This is a genomic window from Nocardioides sp. (genome assembly GCF_044226305.1).
Classification (GTDB): domain Bacteria; phylum Actinomycetota; class Actinomycetes; order Propionibacteriales; family Nocardioidaceae; genus Nocardioides.
In genome coordinates this window covers 31,013-46,078 of the sequence record NZ_JBGAHF010000015.1, presented here as the reverse complement: position 1 = coordinate 46,078, position 15,066 = coordinate 31,013, and the positions used below count along the sequence as shown (strand labels likewise).

The window sequence follows — 15,066 nt, the reverse complement described above, 5'->3', positions numbered from 1 at the left end:
GATCACCGGTGGAGGTGGAGGGGGGAGTCGAGCAGGGCGATCGCGATCGCGGTCGCGAGGGTGGTCTCGCGCCCGTAGTCGCCGTAGTACGTCGGGTCCTTGCGGATCGTGTCGCCCAGCTGCCTGCCGAGCAGGCCGGCGACCGCGGCGCTGACCGTGGGCCCGGCCTTCTGCCCGACGACGCGCAGGGCCACGGTGTCGATCACGGTCTGGAGCGTCGCGGGCAGCGCCGGGAGGAGCGAGGAGTCCTCCAGCCAGGTCGCGCCCTGGGGCGGCCAGGACGCGGTCGCGACGTCGCCGTGCGTGTCGAAGGCGGTCAGCACCCGGCCGGCGCTGGCCCAGGCCGCGCCCACCTCGGGGAACCCGTTGGGGGCCGGCCAGTCGTACGGCGCCTGCCCGAGCGCCGTGTACTGGTCGTGCATCGCGTTGACGAAGTCGTAGGCGTGCGCGACCCCGTCGCCGCTGTCGTCGTAGTCGAACGGCGAGCCGGGCTTCTGCAGGGTGATCCCGAGCCCGCGGACCGCGGCGACGTAGTCCTCGAGCGGCGAACGGACCTTGAGGCCGCGCGCCGGGGCGAAGTGGGGGTGCTCCACCATCGCCAGCAGGGTCGGCCGGATCGCCGTCCCGTTCCTGGTCCACGCGGCGGCGACGGCGTCCACCAGCGCGTCGGAGGGGTCGTCGCGGACGAACCGCACGCACAGCCGGCGGGCGATCCGTCTCGCGGTGGTCGGGTGGTGGGCGAGGTACTTCAGGTACGCGGCGGTGTCGGCCTGCCCGGCCGGGTCGGTCCGGTTGCTCAGGGTGCGGGTGAAGACGAGGTCGGGGTGGTCGACCGGGTCGGCGACCAGGGTGACCTTGCCCGTGGCGTGGGAGTCCTTGTCATACGCGTGGGCGAAGTCGTCCCACACGTCGACCCGGTAGCCGGTGATGATCAGCGCCGAGGTCACCACGTCGTCCTGGGTGTACTGCGCGTCGACCCCGACGGTGTGCAGCTCGAGGAGCTCGCGGCCGAGGTTCTCGTTGAGGTCGTCGGCGCTCGAGTAGGCGTTGCCGAGGTTGAGCCCCATCGCGGGGTGGGTGATCGCCCGCTGCAGCAGGTCCTCGAAGGTGGTGAGGGCGTAGGTGCGGATCATCCGGTCGTAGGAGACCCGCCAGTACTGCGACTCGTTGGCGTAGAGCGGCACGTGGAGCAGGTTCGACCAGAAGTCCACCATCACCTCGTGCAGCTGCCGGGTGCTGTGCACCCGCCGGGACACCGTCCAGCGGCTCAGCTCGGTCATCACGTCGCCGACGTAGACGGCGGTGTCGTCCTGGCGCTGGTCGAGCTCCCAGAGCTGGCGCGGCGTGAGCCGCAGGTGCGGGAACCAGCTCCGGTCGATCGTGTCGCCCACCGGGTCGGGGACGCCGCTCGGCGTGAGCTGCTGGCGGATCCAGGCTGGGCCGCGGCGGTGCTTCCCGACGCGGGCCGCCTTCACCTGGGTGGCCAGCTCAGGGGTGACGCCGTAGCTGAACCGGCGGGCGAGGTGCAGGTCGGCCGTGCCGAGCGCGACGGGCGCGGCACCGGCGACGCGGGGTACGGGACCTCGCGGCCGGGGCCGGCGTCCGGCGTGCTCGCTGTGCTGGGGGCTCGCGGGGTTCGCACCCGGGAGGAGGGTCTTCTCGGTCATGTCTGGGCTCCGACGGGGTGTCGTCGCGCGGCGGGAGTACGCGACAGCAGCAACCTAGAGCCCCGCGGATGACGGCATCAGCCCTTTGGGGGCGATCGAGGGCGCGGGTCCCGAGCTCGGGTCTGCCCTCAGGTCTGCGGCGAGTCCGGCGAGAGCAGCCAGGTCGCGAAGAACTCCTGGAGGTCCTCGCCGCTCTGCTCCGACCACCACGAGGTGATGTCGTCGTAGTCGGCGTTCCCGTTCTCGTGGACGGTCGGCCACTCGCGCACCAACCGCCAGAAGACGTCGTCGCCGAGCTTCTCGCGCAGCTCGTTCCACATGACGGCCGGGATGTAGTAGACGTTGCCGGAGCCGAAGGAGTCCGGGTGGAACGCCGCCGGGGGGCCGGCCTCGGAGCGCAGCTGCTCGTCGTAGGACGCCCACCCGGCGAAGAGCTGGTCGGCCGGCGGCCCGCCGTGCTCGCTCATCCACGTGCCTTGCAGGAACGTCGCCATCCCCTCGTTCATCCACACGCCGCGCCAGTCGACCGGCGTCACCTCGTCGCCGTACCAGTGGTGGGCCATCTCGTGGACGAGCACCTCCGGGGACGTCGCGTAGCGCGTGTCGCCCAGCGTGATCATGGTCTGCGTCTCCATGCCGCTCCTGGAGTCGACGACCAGGAAGCCGAGCTCGTCGAAGGGGAACGGACCGAGCCGGTCCTCCAGCCAGGCCATCGCCGCCGGTGCGGCGTGCAGGCGGCGCGCGAGCTCGGGCTTGTCCGGCGGGGTCCAGTAGGTGATGGGCACGCCCGACGGCGAGCGGTCCTCGTCCGTCGCGAAGTCGCCGATCGCCACCGTCGCGAGGTACGACGACGCCGGCTCGTCGAGCCGCCAGTGGGTGACGGTGTCGCCGCCGCGGGTCCGGCGCGACAGCAGCCGGCCGTTGGACACCCCGACCATCGGGGACGGCGCCGAGATCGTGACGTCGTAGAGCGCCTTGTCCGACGGCTGGTCGTTGACGGCGTACCAGGTGTAGGCGCCGTACGGCTCCTGCATGGTCCACACGCCGCCGTCGCCGGTGACGGTCCAGCCGGTGCTGTCGAAGTCGCTGCGCTCGACCGGCGCCGGCACCGGCTCGGGCCGGCCGGAGTAGTGCAGCACCAGGGTGTGCTCGCTGTCGGCGTCGACCGCGTGCTCGACCACGAGGTCCTTGCCGTCGTGGCGGTAGGGCACCTCCGCGTCGTCGAGCGTGACGCTGCTGGGTCGCAGCGGCGGGGCGAGGTCCAGGCGCAGCTCGTCGTCGTCCGCCGTCGCCCGCAGCCGCAGCTCCTCGACGGCGTCGAGCGTCCGTGTCGCCGGGTCCCAGTCGAGGGTGAGGTCGTAGTGGAGCGCGTCGACGCCGGGGTCCCCGACCTCCGGGTAGACCGAGTCCTCGACCGGGGTGCTGTAGCCGCGGGCGACCTGCGCCGGCGAGGGCGGCTCGGCGGGTGAGGGCGAGCCGTCGGGCTGGTCGCCGTCGGAGGTGCACCCGGCCAGGAGCAGCGCGGCCGCGACCAGGCCGACGGCATGGCCGCGCACCCGGCGGCTCACCCCTCGCCCCGCAGCAGCGGGCGGGCCAGCTTGCGACCGTGGTGGATCTGCGCCTTGACCGTCCCGAGCGGCGAGCCGACCTGCTGCGCGATCTCCTCGTAGGACATCCCGTAGACGTCGCGCAGCAGCAGCGGCTCGACGAACTGCGGGTGGTCGCGCTCGATGGTCTCCATCGCCTCGAGCAGGTCGAGGCGGGTGCCGGCGATGACGCTCGTGGTGCGGGGGTCGGGACGCTCGAGGGGACCGACCTCCTGCGGGTCGGCGGCGATCGCCTGGTTCCGCATCCGGCGGTACGTCGTCCGGGCGCTGTTGACGGCGACCACGTGCATCCACGTGGTGAACCGCCCGCGGCCGCCCCAGGAGCCGATCTTGCCCGCGATGTTGATGAGCGCGTCCTGGCAGGCGTCCTCGGCGTCCGGCAGGTGCGGCAGCACCCCGCGGCACACGTTGAGCACCCGCGGCCGGACGGCGGCGAGCAGCAGCTCGAGCGCCGTGCGGTCGCCGTCCTGCGCCCGTCGGGCGAGCCCGTCGATCTCGTCCGCCGAGAGTCCCTCCGTGGTCACGGCACCACCCTTCCCCGTGCCGTCGACAGTAGTCGGCGGACGGGGAAGGGTTGATCCAACCGTTACCCGGACCCCTACTTGACCTCGGACCGCAGCACGGCCCACAGACCGACGGCCAGCGGCACGACCAGCCAGACGAGGCCGGTGACGCCGAGCTGCGCCCACTGCTCGCCCGAGAGCGACCCGGTCTCGGTCAGGGTGCCCTGGGTGTAGTTGAAGTCGACCCAGGGCTGCGCCCGGGCGAACCACTCCTGCGTGGCGGACAGCAGCGAGGTGATCGTGCCGAGCACGAACCCGTAGACGAAGTAGCCCACGATCGCCCCGGCGGAGTTGCGGAAGACCACCCCGAGCATGAAGCCGATCAGCATGTTGAGGATCTGGAAGAGGATCAGCTCGCTGAAGTCGACCACGCCGAGGTTCCACACCGGGTCGACGCCGGCGATCGAGGCGCCGACGACGTTGCCGAGCGCACCGATGGCGAAGGCGAGCAGCATCGAGACGACGCCGACCCCGAGGGCGACCACGAGCTTGGCGCGGATGATCCGGCCGCGGTGCGGGACGAGCGTGAACGACGTCAGGCCGGTGCGCTGGCTCCACTCGCTGGTGATCGAGAGGATCGCGATCACCGGCAGGATGACCGCCATCGGGATCCCGATGGCCGCGCCGAAGGTGTCGTAGGTGATCGCGCTGTCGGGGGCGAAGACGATGGTCGCGGCGGTCGCGAGCACGGCGAGGATACCGACGCTGGCCAGCAGCCAGAAGCCGGAGCGGGTGTCGAACGACTTGCGGAGCTCGACGCCCACGATCCGCGACATCGGGATGGGGGCGGGCGCCGGCCGGGCGGGCCGCGCGACCTCGGTCACGAGGTCGGCGTCGACGGGGGTCGTGGTCATGCTGCTGCTCCTTCGGTGCTCGGGGTGTGGTCGCGCTGGGTGTCGGCGGTGAGCTCGAGGAACATCTCCTCGAGGCCGGCGCCCTCGGCCGGGCGCAGCTCGGTCAGGGCGACGCCGGCCCGGAGGGCGATCGCGCCGACGGTGTCGGTGTCGGCGTCGACGCGCAGCGCGTCGGTGAGGTTGTTGAAGTCCAGGTCGGCGTCGACCAGGGCCCGCGCGAGCGTGGGCACGTCGCGGGTGCGGACCAGGGTGCCGGCGGTCGCCAGCAGCTCGGTCTTGGTGCCCTGCGCCACGATCCGGCCGTGGCCGATGACGACGAGGTCGTCGGCGATGACCTCGATCTCGTGCAGCAGGTGGGAGGAGAGCAGCACGGTGCCGCCCTGGTCGGCGTATCCGCGCAGCAGGTCGCGCATCCAGCGGATGCCGGCCGGGTCGAGCCCGTTGGCGGGCTCGTCGAGGATGAGGACCTCGGGCTCGCCGAGCAGCGCGGTGGCGATGCCGAGGCGCTGGCGCATCCCGAGGGAGTAGTTGCGGACCCGACGGCCCGCCTCCTCCGGGGTCAGGCTGACCATCTCGAGCATCTCGTCGACGCGGCGGGAGGGCAGGCCCATGGTGCGCTGGGCGATCGTGAGGATCTCGCGGCCGGTGCGGCCCGCATGCTGGGCGGAGGCGTCGAGGAGGACGCCGACCTCGAGCCCGGGGTTGGGGAGGTCCGCGAAGTGGCGGCCGCTGACCGAGGCGGTGCCGGACGTGGCCGGCGTGAGGCCGACCATGATCCGCATCGTCGTGGACTTGCCGGCGCCGTTCGGGCCCAGGAAGCCGGTGACCCGTCCGGGCCGGGCGCTGAAGCTGACGTCGTCGACGGCGGTGAAGCCGCCGTACTTCTTCGTGAGGGAGTCGACCGTGATCATGTCCGACAGCCTGGCTCCGACCGGGGGCCCGCCACATCGGGGAAGTCCGACGTCCCGCCCCTGAGTGGACCCCGGCTCCTCTCGGGGTCCGGCCTCGGGGTCGGGCCCCGGGGTGCGACCGGCGCTCGCAGGTCACGGCCCGGATAATGGCCCGGTGTCCATGCCCTCCCGTCTCGGTCGCTACGCCGTGCGCCGACGCATCGGGTCGGGCGGGTTCGCGACCGTGTGGCTCGCCTACGACGAGCAGCTGGACTCCCCGGTGGCGGTCAAGGTGCTCGCCGACAACTGGACCGAGGACGCCGCGGTGCGGCAGCGGTTCCTCGAGGAGGGCCGGTTCCTGCGGAAGGTCGAGTCGCCGTACGTCGTGACCGTCTACGACGCCGGCGAGCTCGACGACGGCCGGCCCTACCTGGTGATGTCGTACGCCGACCAGGGCACCCTCGCCGACCGGCTCGAGGTCGAGGGCCTCACGCCCGCCCAGGCGATGGAGGTCGTGCGGCAGGTCGGTGCGGGGCTGCAGGCGCTGCACGAGCGCGGCGTCCTGCACCGGGACGTGAAGCCGGCGAACGTGCTGTTCCGCACGGTCGAGGACGCCGAGGAGGGGACCGTGCGGGCGATGGTCGCCGACCTCGGGCTCGGCAAGGCGCTGGACATGTCGTCGCGGCTGACGATGATCGCCGGCACGCCCTCGTTCGTGGCCCCCGAGCAGGCGCAGGGCGAGCCGCTGGACCCGCGGGCCGACCAGTACTCCCTCGCCGCGCTCGCCTACCTGCTGCTGGCGGGGCGGGCGCCGTACGCCCACGCGTCCCTGGCCGCGGCCGCCGCGCCGTCGTCACCGCCGCCGCTCTCGTCCCCGGAGCGGCCCTTCCCGGCCGAGGTCGAGGCGGTCGTGCGCCGCGGGCTCGCCGCCGACCGCGCGGAGCGGTGGCCGGACGTCGCGTCCTTCGTCGCGGCGCTGGAGGACGCCCTGGCGCCGGTGGTGGTCGACGACGCGGCGTCGTCCTGGCTGCCGGTGGACCCAGACCTGACCCAGCCCGGCGCCCGGCCCTCGGCCCGGCCGTCGCACGACTCGCTGCCCGCGCCGGTGCCGCCCCGGCGAGGCCGGGCCCGGCTGCTCGCCGGCGGCCTGGTGGGGGTCCTCGCCGTGGCGGTCGGGCTGGGCGTGGGCTTCTGGGTCGAGCAGCGCGGCGAGGGGGACGAGACGGTCGGCGACGACACCGGGACGCTGTTCGTGACCGTCCCCGACGACTGGGCGCGGGCGGTCGCCGCCGACGGGTGGACCGCACCGCTGGACGGCGGCGAGTTCCCGGCGCTCTCGGTCGGGACCACCGCGGACTGGACCGACGTCCGGTCCTCGGCCCAGGGGGTGTTCGTCGGCATCCTGCCCGGCACCGAGCTACCGGCGCAGATGCCCCGCCACCCCGAGTGCGACACCGCCCAGGAACCGGTGGACTCCTCCTTCGAGGACCGCGACTCGCGGACGGTGCTCTACACCGGCTGCCCCGGCGGCGTCACCGTCGAGCGCGTCGTCCAGCTCGCGGCGAACCGGCTGCTGTGGGTGCAGATCCGCAGCGCCGACAGCGCCACCGCCAACACCGTCCTCGACGCCGTCGACACCCGCGGGATCTGAGCCCGGCCGTGGCCGGCTCAGTCGCGGCTGCTGATCGCCTGCTGCAGCGCGTCGGGGTCGGTCCACATCTCCTGGACCTCCTCGAGCGTGCGGCCCTTGGTCTCGGGCAGGTAGCGGTGCACGAAGAACAGGGTGACGACGCAGAAGAACGCGAAGATCAAGAACGCGCCGGAGGTGCTGGTCAGGTCCACGACCGAGAGGAAGGTCTGGGTGACCACCCAGGCGGCGAACCAGTTCAGCGCGGTGGCGGCCGCGACCCCCTTGCCGCGCACGTGGCTCGGGAAGACCTCGTTGATGACCGTCCACACGATCGGGCCCAGCGAGAACGCGAACGACGCGATGAAGGTGACCATGCCGACCAGCGCGAGCAGGCCCGCGTTCGACGGACCGTGCGCGGCGGAGTCGGAGGCGGTCACCTCGTCGAGGCGGGCGAAGGCGCCGGCGACCAGCAGCAGGCTGAGCAGCATCCCGGTGCTGCCGATCATGAGCAGCGGCTTGCGACCGAAGCGGTCGACGTACACGACGGCGATGAGCGTCGCGAGGACGTTCACGCCGCCGACGGCCCACAGCGTGGCCAGGCTCTGCTGGGTCGGGGAGTCGAAGCCGGCCGCGGCGAAGATCGTGTTGGCGTAGTAGATGATCGCGTTGATCCCGGTGAGCTGCTGGAGGACCGCCAGCCCGGCGGCGACGACGAGCGGCTTGCGCCACGTGGGCGAGAAGACCTCGCCCCAGCTCGCCGCCTGCTCGCTGGCCAGGCCGCGCTCGATCTCGTCCACCCGCGCCGCGGCGTCGACGTCGGGCTCGGCGAGCCGGACGACCGCCTCCGCATCGGTACGCCGGCCGACCTTGGCGTACCAGGTGGCCGAGTCGCGCAGCGGCCAGATCACGAGCACCAGCACCACCGCAGGGACCGCCGAGATCCCGAGCATCAGCCGCCACCCGTTGCTCTCGATGAGCAGGTAGTCGGCGAAGTAGGCGAGGAAGATGCCGATCGTCACGGCCATCTGGTAGAGCGACACCATCCGGCCGCGGTCGCGCGCGGCGGCGTTCTCGGCGCCGTAGAGCGGTCCGGCCACCGACGCGATGCCGACCCCGGCGCCGAGCACGAGCCGGCCGACGACCAGCACGACCGTCCCGGGCGCGAGCGCCTCGAGCAGGGCACCGGCGACGAAGATCCCCGAGGCCAGGACGAGCGTGAAGCGTCGGCCGAGCCGGTCGGCGAGGACACCGGCGACGAGCGCGCCGACCATCGCGCCCAGGGTCACCCAGCTGGTGATGATCTCGATGACGAGCGTGGAGGGGTCGAAGTCCTCCTCGATCCCGGAGAGGGCCCCCGAGATGACGCCCTGGTCGTAGCCGAAGAGCAGGCCGCAGAGGAGCAGCACCAGGCCGACCGCGAGGACGTAGCGGCTGGTGCGCGGCTGGGTGGTTTCGCGCATCTGCGGATCGTCGACCCGGCTCGGTGCCCGCTGCCTCACCCGAGTCGGGGGAGTTGACAGGGCCGCACGGACGAGGTCCGCGGCCGGTCAGACCAGGCGCTGGATGCTGGCCGCGACGTGGTCCCGCAGGCTGTCGAGACCGGGACGGTCGACCGCACGGCCGACCACGCTCATCTCGAACTCCGCGGTCGAGCTCCCGGGCGCCGGGAACCAGACGAAGGTGTCGTAGCGCTTCCGGTTGGTGTCGGGCTCGCGGTAGCGGAAGGACAGCATGTCGTCGGTGCGCGCGAGCACGTGCACGTCGTCGTAGATCGCCGCGACCGCCGCCTCCTTCTCGGAGACCATCTCCTCGGTGGTCTGGTGCTCGTTGACCAGCTTCACCCGCAGGCTGTAGCCGCCGACGGTCGGCTCGTCGGCGGGCCGCCAGCGCACCTCGAACAGCGGCGAGACCTCCTCCGGCGTCCATCCGGTCGGCACGTCGTAGTGCCACCGGTAGGTCGGGCCGCCGATCCCGTGGGTGCGGTAGGTCAGGTCCGTGGCCAGCGGCGGGTAGTCGATGTCCGGCGCGTAGGGCCGGTCCGGCAGCACCGGGACCGACGGGTCGTGGGCCGGCACCGGCGCAGCCGCGGCGAACGTGGTCGCCTCGTCCTGGCGGAGCACGCCGAGGGCGTACCCCGCGGCCGCGCCCACCAGCGCGAGCGCGAGCGCCAGCCCGATCCAACGCACCCTCACGGGCAGGAGGGTATCCGGAGCGACGGGGAGCGGACTCGTGTGACAGGTCTGTGCGAGAGTGTTCGGAACCTGTCACACCCACCTTCTCCCGCGGAGCCTCGGATGACCACCACCACGCCCACGACCCCCGCCGCCCTCCTCGACCGCCACCGCCAGACCCTCGACGACGCGGTCGCCGCGTGCGCGACCCGCACCTGGTACTCCGCCTTCGACGAGTCCCCGTCCCCGCGGGTGTACGGCGAGGAGGCGGCCGGCGCCGGCAAGGCGGCGTTCGAGGGGTGGCTCGGGGGCGCGTTCCCGCTCAGCACGCCGGGGGCGTCCGGCGTGGTGGCGACCGAGCGGTCGCCGTACGGCTTCGACCTGGGGACCTCCTACCCGCGGGTGGTCGACGTGGACGCGCTGCTGACGGCGGCCCGCGCCGGGATGAAGGCGTGGCGCGACGCCGGCCCCGACGGCCGCACGGGCGTCTGCCTGGAGATCCTGGCGCGGCTGCACGCCCGCGTCTTCGAGCTCGCCAACGCGGTGCAGCACACCAGCGGGCAGGCGTTCGTGATGGCGTTCCAGGCCGGCGGGGCGCACGCGCTCGACCGGGCGCTCGAGGCGATCGCCTACGCCTGGACCGAGATGCACCGGACCCCGGCCACCGCGCTGTGGGAGAAGCCCGGCCGGGGCGAGCCGCTGCGGATGGAGAAGACGTTCACCGTGGTGCCGCGCGGGGTCGCGCTGGTCATCGGCTGCAACACCTTCCCGACCTGGAACTCCTGGCCCGGGCTGTTCGCGTCCCTGGTCACCGGCAACCCGGTCGTCGTGAAGCCGCACCCCGCCGCGGTGCTGCCGCTCGCGATCACCGTGCAGGTCTGCCAGGAGGTGCTCGCCGAGGCCGGCTTCGACCCCGACCTGGTGACGCTCGCCGCCGAGGAGCCCGACGACCACCTCGCCGCCACGCTCGCCGTGCGGCCCGAGGTGAAGCTGGTCGACTTCACCGGCGGCAACGCCTTCGGTGACTGGCTCGAGGAGCACGCGCGCCAGGCCGTGGTCTTCACGGAGAAGGCCGGCGTCAACACGGTCGTCGTCGACTCGACCTCCGACTTCGCCGCGATGTGCCAGAACCTGGCGTTCTCGTTCTCGCTCTACTCCGGCCAGATGTGCACCGCGCCGCAGAACGTCTACCTCCCCGCCGCCGGCATCGCCACCGACGAGGGCGTGAAGTCACCCGCCGAGGTCGCCGAGGGGATCGGCGCCGCGCTCCAGCGGCTGCTCGGGGACGACGCCCGTGCCGTCGAGCTGCTCGGCGGCATCGTCAACGACGGCGTGCTCGCCCGGCTCGAGGCCGCCGGCGCCGGTGACGTCCTGGTCCCCAGCCGCGTGGTCAGCCACCCGTCGTACGACGGCGCGACGGTGCGCACGCCGACGCTGCTCCGGCTGACCGCCGCGGACGCCGAGGTCTACGAGGCGGAGTGCTTCGGCCCGGTCGCCTACCTCATCGAGACCGAGGGGACCGACCGGTCCATCGACCTGTTCCGCGACACCGTGCAGCGCCACGGCGCGATGACGGCGTCGGTCTACTCGACCTCGGACGAGGTCGTCGAGGCGATGCGGGACGCCGCCCTCGACGCCGGCGTCGCGTTGTCGGAGAACCTGCTCGGCGGCGTCTTCGTCAACCAGTCGGCGGCGTTCTCCGACTTCCACGGCACCGGGGCGAACCCGGCCGCGAACGCGTCGTACACGGACGGGGCCTACGTCGCGCCGCGGTTCCGGGTGGTGCAGTCACGCCGGCACGTCTAGCGGCACTCAGGCGAACCGGCGGCGGTAGGCGCCCAGGGCGAGCGCCCAGGCGACCAGCAGGATCGCCGTGCACCAGGCGAGGGCGACCACGAGGTCGCTGCCGACCGGCTGGCCGGTGAGCAGGGCGCGGATCGACTCCACGATCGAGGTGACCGGCTGGTGCTCGGCGAAGGCCTGCACCGGGCCGGGCATCGTCTCGGTCGGCACGAACGCCGAGCTGATGAACGGCAGGAACACGATCGGGTAGGAGAACGCGGCCGCGCCGTCCACGGACCGGGCCGACAGCCCGGCCAGGACCGCGAGCCAGGTCAGCGCCAGCGTGAACAGCGCGAGGATCCCGGCCACGCCCAGCCAGGCCAGCGGGCCGGCTCCCGACCGGAACCCCATCAGCAGGGCCACGAGCACCACGACGGCGACCGACACGGCGTTCGCGACCAGCGAGGTCAGCACGTGCGCCCAGAGCACCGAGGACCGGGCGATCGGGAGCGACCGGAACCGCTCGACGATGCCGTTCTGCAGGTCGAGGAAGAGCCGGTAGGAGGTGTACGAGACGCCCGAGGCGATCGTGATGAGGAGGATGCCGGGCAGCAGGTAGTCGACGTACGGCTCGGAGCCGGTGTCGATCGCGCCGCCGAACACGTAGACGAACAGCAGCAGGAAGGCGATCGGCATCACCGAGGTCGTGATGATGGTGTCGGGGCTGCGGCCGACGTGGCGCAGGGACCGGCCCAGCAGGACGCGGGTGTCCCCGAGGACGTGGGTGCTCATGGTGGTTCCTCTCGTGGCGTGGTCAGGGGGTGCCGACGACGGCGAGGAAGACCTCCTCGAGCGTCGGCTGCTTCTCGACGAGCTCGACCCGGGCGGGCGGCAGCAGCCGCTGGAGCTCGGCGAGGGTGCCGTCGGCGATGATGCGGCCCTCGTGGAGGATCGCGATCCGGTCCGCGAGCTGCTCGGCCTCGTCGAGGTACTGCGTGGTGAGCAGCACCGACGTGCCTCGCCCGGCGAGATCGCGGATGCTGCTCCAGACCTCGGCCCGCGACTGCGGGTCGAGCCCGGTGGTCGGCTCGTCGAGGAAGACCACCGGCGGGTCGCCGAGCAGGCTCATCGCGATGTCGAGCCGGCGCCGCTGGCCGCCGGAGTAGGTGGCCACCCGCCGGTCCGCGACCTCCGTGAGACCGAACCGGGTGAGCAGGCCCTCGGCGTCCCGGCCCGGGTCGGCCAGGTGCCGCAGCCGCGCTATGAGCACGAGGTTCTCCCGGCCGGTCAGCACCTCGTCGACCGCGGCGAACTGCCCGGTGAGGCTGATCGCCGCACGGACGTCCTCGGGGTGCTCCGTGACGTCGTGGCCGGCGACCGTGGCCGACCCGGCGTCGGCTCCGACGAGCGTGGCCAGGATCCTCACGATCGTCGTCTTGCCGGCCCCGTTCGAGCCGAGCAGGGCGAGGATGGTGCCGCGGGCCACCGTCAGGTCCACACCACGCAGCACGCTCACCTCGCCGTACGCCTTCTCGAGGCCGCGGACCTCGACGGCGGCGGTCACGACCGCTCACCCCGCTCCGCGTCGTCGACCGCCTGGACCAGGCGAGCCCGCTCCTTGTCGATCCAGCGCCGGCCGGTGTAGGCCTCGGCGAACGTGTCGGCGAACTCGACGGGGTCCTCCCCGACGACGTCGCGCACGGGAGTCCCGTCCGCAGCGGCCCGCTCCCAGAGGTCGGCGAAGTCGCCGCCCATCCGGACCAGGGTCTCGCCGTCGACGATCCCGCCGTGGTACATGAGGTACCGCTGGAACGCCGTGGCGACCGCGCCGTAGGGCTCGGGGAGCGCCTCGATCCGGGCCTGCTGCTCCTTGTACTGCTTCTTCTGCTCGAGCGACCCGGTGACCCGCTCGATCCACTTCGATGCCATGTCAGACGCCTTTCTCGCGGAGCTGGTCGAGACGTTCCGAGAGGAAGCTCCAGGTCCTCCAGAACTCGTCGAGGTGCGCCCGGCCCTGGGCGTTGAGGGTGTAGACCTTGCGCGGTGGGCCCTGGGTCGACGGGACCTTCTCCACGTCGACGAGCCCGCGCTGCTCGACCCGGACGAGGAGGGCGTACACGGTGCCCTCGGCGATGTCGGCGAAGCCCTGCTCGCGCAGCCACGCGGTGATCTCGTAGCCGTACGCCGGCCGACCCGCCAAGATCGCGAGCACGATGCCCTCGAGGGTCCCCTTGAGCATCTCCGTCTCCTGCTTGCCCACGGCCGCTCCTCGCTGTCGGATCTGCTACTCAGTGATGCTGACTACCAGGTACATAGTAACGCTGAATAGCGGGAGCGCAAACCGGTTGCCGTGGGACGCCGCCGATGAGAAAGATCTGCGTGCCGGGTCTGTCGTTTCCGTAGCCCCGCGTTCGTGGCGAAGGTGACGCACCTTCCACCGAGGAGACCGAGATGACCGACCTGAAGAGCCGCTGGCTGGCGCTGTACGTGCTGTGCCTCGGCGACCTGATGATCGTGCTGGACTCGAGCATCGTGAACGTCGCGCTGCCGTCCATCCAGGACGACCTGGGCTTCTCCCAGTCCGCGCTGGCCTGGGTGGTCAACGCCTACCTGCTGACCTTCGGCGGCTTCCTGCTGCTGTCGGGCCGGCTCGGCGACCTGCTCGGGAGCAAGCGGGTGTTCCTCGGCGGGGTCATCGCGTTCACGGCCGCCTCGGTCGCGTGCGGGCTCGCCCCGACCGCGGAGCTGCTGGTCGCGGGCCGCGCCGTCCAGGGGCTCGGCGGCGCCGCGGTGTCCGCGGTGGCGCTGTCGCTGATCATGGACCTCTTCTCCGACCCCGGCGAGCGGGCCCGGGCCATGGGCTTCTTCGGCTTCGTGATGTCGGGGGGCGGCGCCGTCGGCGTGCTTCTCGGCGGCGTGCTGACCGGCCTGTTCTCCTGGCACTGGATCTTCCTGGTGAACGTGCCGATCGGGCTGGGCGTCTGGGTCGCCGCCACGAGGGTGCTGCCCGCCGACGGCACCCTGGAGCGGCGCGGCCGGCTCGACGTGCTCGGCGCCGTGCTCGTGACCGCCGCGCTGGTGCTCTCGGTCTACGCGATCGTCAGCAGCACCTGGCCGCTGCTGGGGGCCAGCGCGGTCCTGCTCGCGGCGTTCGTTCTCCGGGAGTCGCGCACCGCCGACCCGCTGGTGCCGCTGCGGCTCTTCCGGCTCCGCAACGTCGTCGTCTCGCAGGTCGTCGGCGTGCTGTGGGCCGCCGCGATGTTCGCGTGGTTCTTCCTGTCCGCGCTCTACCTCCAGCAGGTCCTCGGGTACGACGCCCTCGAGGTCGGCCTGGCGTTCATCCCGACCAGCGTGGTGATGGCGTTCTGCTCGCTGCGGGTCTCCGACCGGCTGGTGATGCGGTTCGGCATCCGCCCGCCGCTGGTGGCCGGGCTCGGCCTGGCCGCGATCAGCCTGCTGCTCTTCTCCCGGGCGCCGGTCGACGGCAGCTTCCTCACCGACGTGCTGCCCTCGATGCTGCTGCTCGGCGCCGGCGCCGGCATCGCGTTCAACCCGGTGCTGCTGGCCGCGATGGGCGACGTCGAGCCGCACGAGTCCGGGCTCGCGTCCGGCCTGGTCAACACGTCGTTCATGATGGGCGGCGCGCTCGGCCTGGCTGTCCTCGTCGCGCTCTCCACCGCGCGCACCGAGTCGCTGGCCGCGTCCGGTGCCGGCGCGCTCGAGGCGTTGAACGGCGGGTTCCAGCTCGCGTTCGCGGTCGGAGCGGCGTCCGCCGCCCTCGCCGCCCTGGTCGGCGGGACGCTGCTGCGCCCCAAGCCGATGGTGATGCCCGAGCTCGACGGCGACGCGGATGCGGACCCCGCGGCCGAGGCGTGCCCGGAGGTCGCCTGAGGCGACAGCTA

The 15,066-nt window shown here is 72.6% G+C and carries 14 protein-coding genes; 3 read left to right on the top strand and 11 right to left on the bottom strand.

Going from position 1 to position 15,066, the window contains the following annotated elements; all coding sequences use genetic code 11:
- Nucleotides 1-2: 2 nt before the first annotated feature.
- The 5 genes from ACILQ5_RS15585 to ACILQ5_RS15565 all read right to left on the bottom strand — a co-directional run bounded on the left by ACILQ5_RS15585 (nt 3) and on the right by ACILQ5_RS15565 (nt 5,602).
- On the bottom strand, nt 3-1,667 hold the full coding sequence (locus ACILQ5_RS15585; protein ID WP_395658936.1) for a DUF1800 domain-containing protein: 1,665 nt from the start codon (nt 1,665-1,667) through the stop codon (nt 3-5).
- A gap of 128 nt (nt 1,668-1,795) precedes the next feature.
- Entirely contained in the window at nt 1,796-3,235 is a 1,440-nt protein-coding gene (locus ACILQ5_RS15580) for a M1 family metallopeptidase (protein ID WP_395658935.1), read from the bottom strand.
- The gene (locus ACILQ5_RS15575) at nt 3,232-3,798 is read right to left on the bottom strand and encodes an RNA polymerase sigma factor (protein WP_395658934.1); all 567 of its coding nucleotides are present in this window, start codon (nt 3,796-3,798) and stop codon (nt 3,232-3,234) included. Before ACILQ5_RS15575 ends, ACILQ5_RS15580 begins: the two co-directional genes overlap by 4 nt.
- A 74-nt stretch (nt 3,799-3,872) precedes the next feature.
- Nucleotides 3,873-4,691, bottom strand: a complete 819-nt coding sequence (locus tag ACILQ5_RS15570; protein ID WP_395658933.1) for an ABC transporter permease — start codon at nt 4,689-4,691, stop codon at nt 3,873-3,875.
- Nucleotides 4,688-5,602 (bottom strand): ABC transporter ATP-binding protein, encoded by a 915-nt coding sequence (locus ACILQ5_RS15565; protein WP_395658932.1) that lies wholly within the window; start codon nt 5,600-5,602, stop codon nt 4,688-4,690. Before ACILQ5_RS15565 ends, ACILQ5_RS15570 begins: the two co-directional genes overlap by 4 nt.
- Before the next feature lie 160 nt (nt 5,603-5,762).
- On the opposite strand from ACILQ5_RS15565, the gene ACILQ5_RS15560 reads away from it, so the two are divergent.
- Nucleotides 5,763-7,232, top strand: coding sequence for a serine/threonine-protein kinase (locus ACILQ5_RS15560; protein WP_395658992.1), 1,470 nt, complete (start codon nt 5,763-5,765; stop codon nt 7,230-7,232).
- Nucleotides 7,233-7,249: 17 nt separating this feature from the next.
- On the opposite strand, the gene ACILQ5_RS15555 is transcribed toward ACILQ5_RS15560, so the two are convergent.
- Nucleotides 7,250-8,671, bottom strand: a complete 1,422-nt coding sequence (locus ACILQ5_RS15555) for a sugar porter family MFS transporter (RefSeq protein WP_395658931.1) — start codon at nt 8,669-8,671, stop codon at nt 7,250-7,252.
- A gap of 87 nt (nt 8,672-8,758) precedes the next feature.
- Nucleotides 8,759-9,403, bottom strand: coding sequence for a hypothetical protein (locus ACILQ5_RS15550; RefSeq protein ID WP_395658930.1), 645 nt, complete (start codon nt 9,401-9,403; stop codon nt 8,759-8,761).
- Between the two features lie 102 nt (nt 9,404-9,505).
- On the opposite strand from ACILQ5_RS15550, the gene paaN reads away from it, so the two are divergent.
- Nucleotides 9,506-11,188, top strand: a complete 1,683-nt coding sequence (gene paaN / locus ACILQ5_RS15545) for a phenylacetic acid degradation protein PaaN (RefSeq protein WP_395658929.1) — start codon at nt 9,506-9,508, stop codon at nt 11,186-11,188.
- A 6-nt stretch (nt 11,189-11,194) separates the two neighbouring features.
- Here the strand turns inward: paaN and ACILQ5_RS15540 are convergent, their stop codons facing one another.
- Genes ACILQ5_RS15540 through ACILQ5_RS15525 form a run of 4 tightly spaced genes read right to left on the bottom strand, consistent with a single transcriptional unit; the run spans nt 11,195 to nt 13,424 of the window.
- Nucleotides 11,195-11,956 carry an ABC transporter permease gene (locus tag ACILQ5_RS15540; RefSeq protein ID WP_395658928.1) on the bottom strand — a complete coding sequence of 254 codons (762 nt, stop codon included), beginning with the start codon at nt 11,954-11,956 and terminating at the stop codon, nt 11,195-11,197.
- A 22-nt stretch (nt 11,957-11,978) separates the two neighbouring features.
- Nucleotides 11,979-12,728: an ABC transporter ATP-binding protein gene (locus ACILQ5_RS15535; protein WP_395658927.1), complete on the bottom strand. Its 750-nt coding sequence runs from the start codon at nt 12,726-12,728 to the stop codon at nt 11,979-11,981.
- Nucleotides 12,725-13,093: a DUF1048 domain-containing protein gene (locus ACILQ5_RS15530; RefSeq protein ID WP_395658926.1), complete on the bottom strand. Its 369-nt coding sequence runs from the start codon at nt 13,091-13,093 to the stop codon at nt 12,725-12,727. The genes ACILQ5_RS15535 and ACILQ5_RS15530 overlap by 4 nt, the downstream gene beginning before the upstream one ends.
- A gap of 1 nt (nt 13,094) precedes the next feature.
- Nucleotides 13,095-13,424, bottom strand: coding sequence for a PadR family transcriptional regulator (locus tag ACILQ5_RS15525; protein ID WP_395658925.1), 330 nt, complete (start codon nt 13,422-13,424; stop codon nt 13,095-13,097).
- Between the two features lie 191 nt (nt 13,425-13,615).
- Between ACILQ5_RS15525 and ACILQ5_RS15520 the strand changes: the two genes are divergently transcribed.
- Nucleotides 13,616-15,055: a DHA2 family efflux MFS transporter permease subunit gene (locus ACILQ5_RS15520; RefSeq protein WP_395658924.1), complete on the top strand. Its 1,440-nt coding sequence runs from the start codon at nt 13,616-13,618 to the stop codon at nt 15,053-15,055.
- The last annotated feature ends 11 nt before the right edge of the window (nt 15,056-15,066 follow it).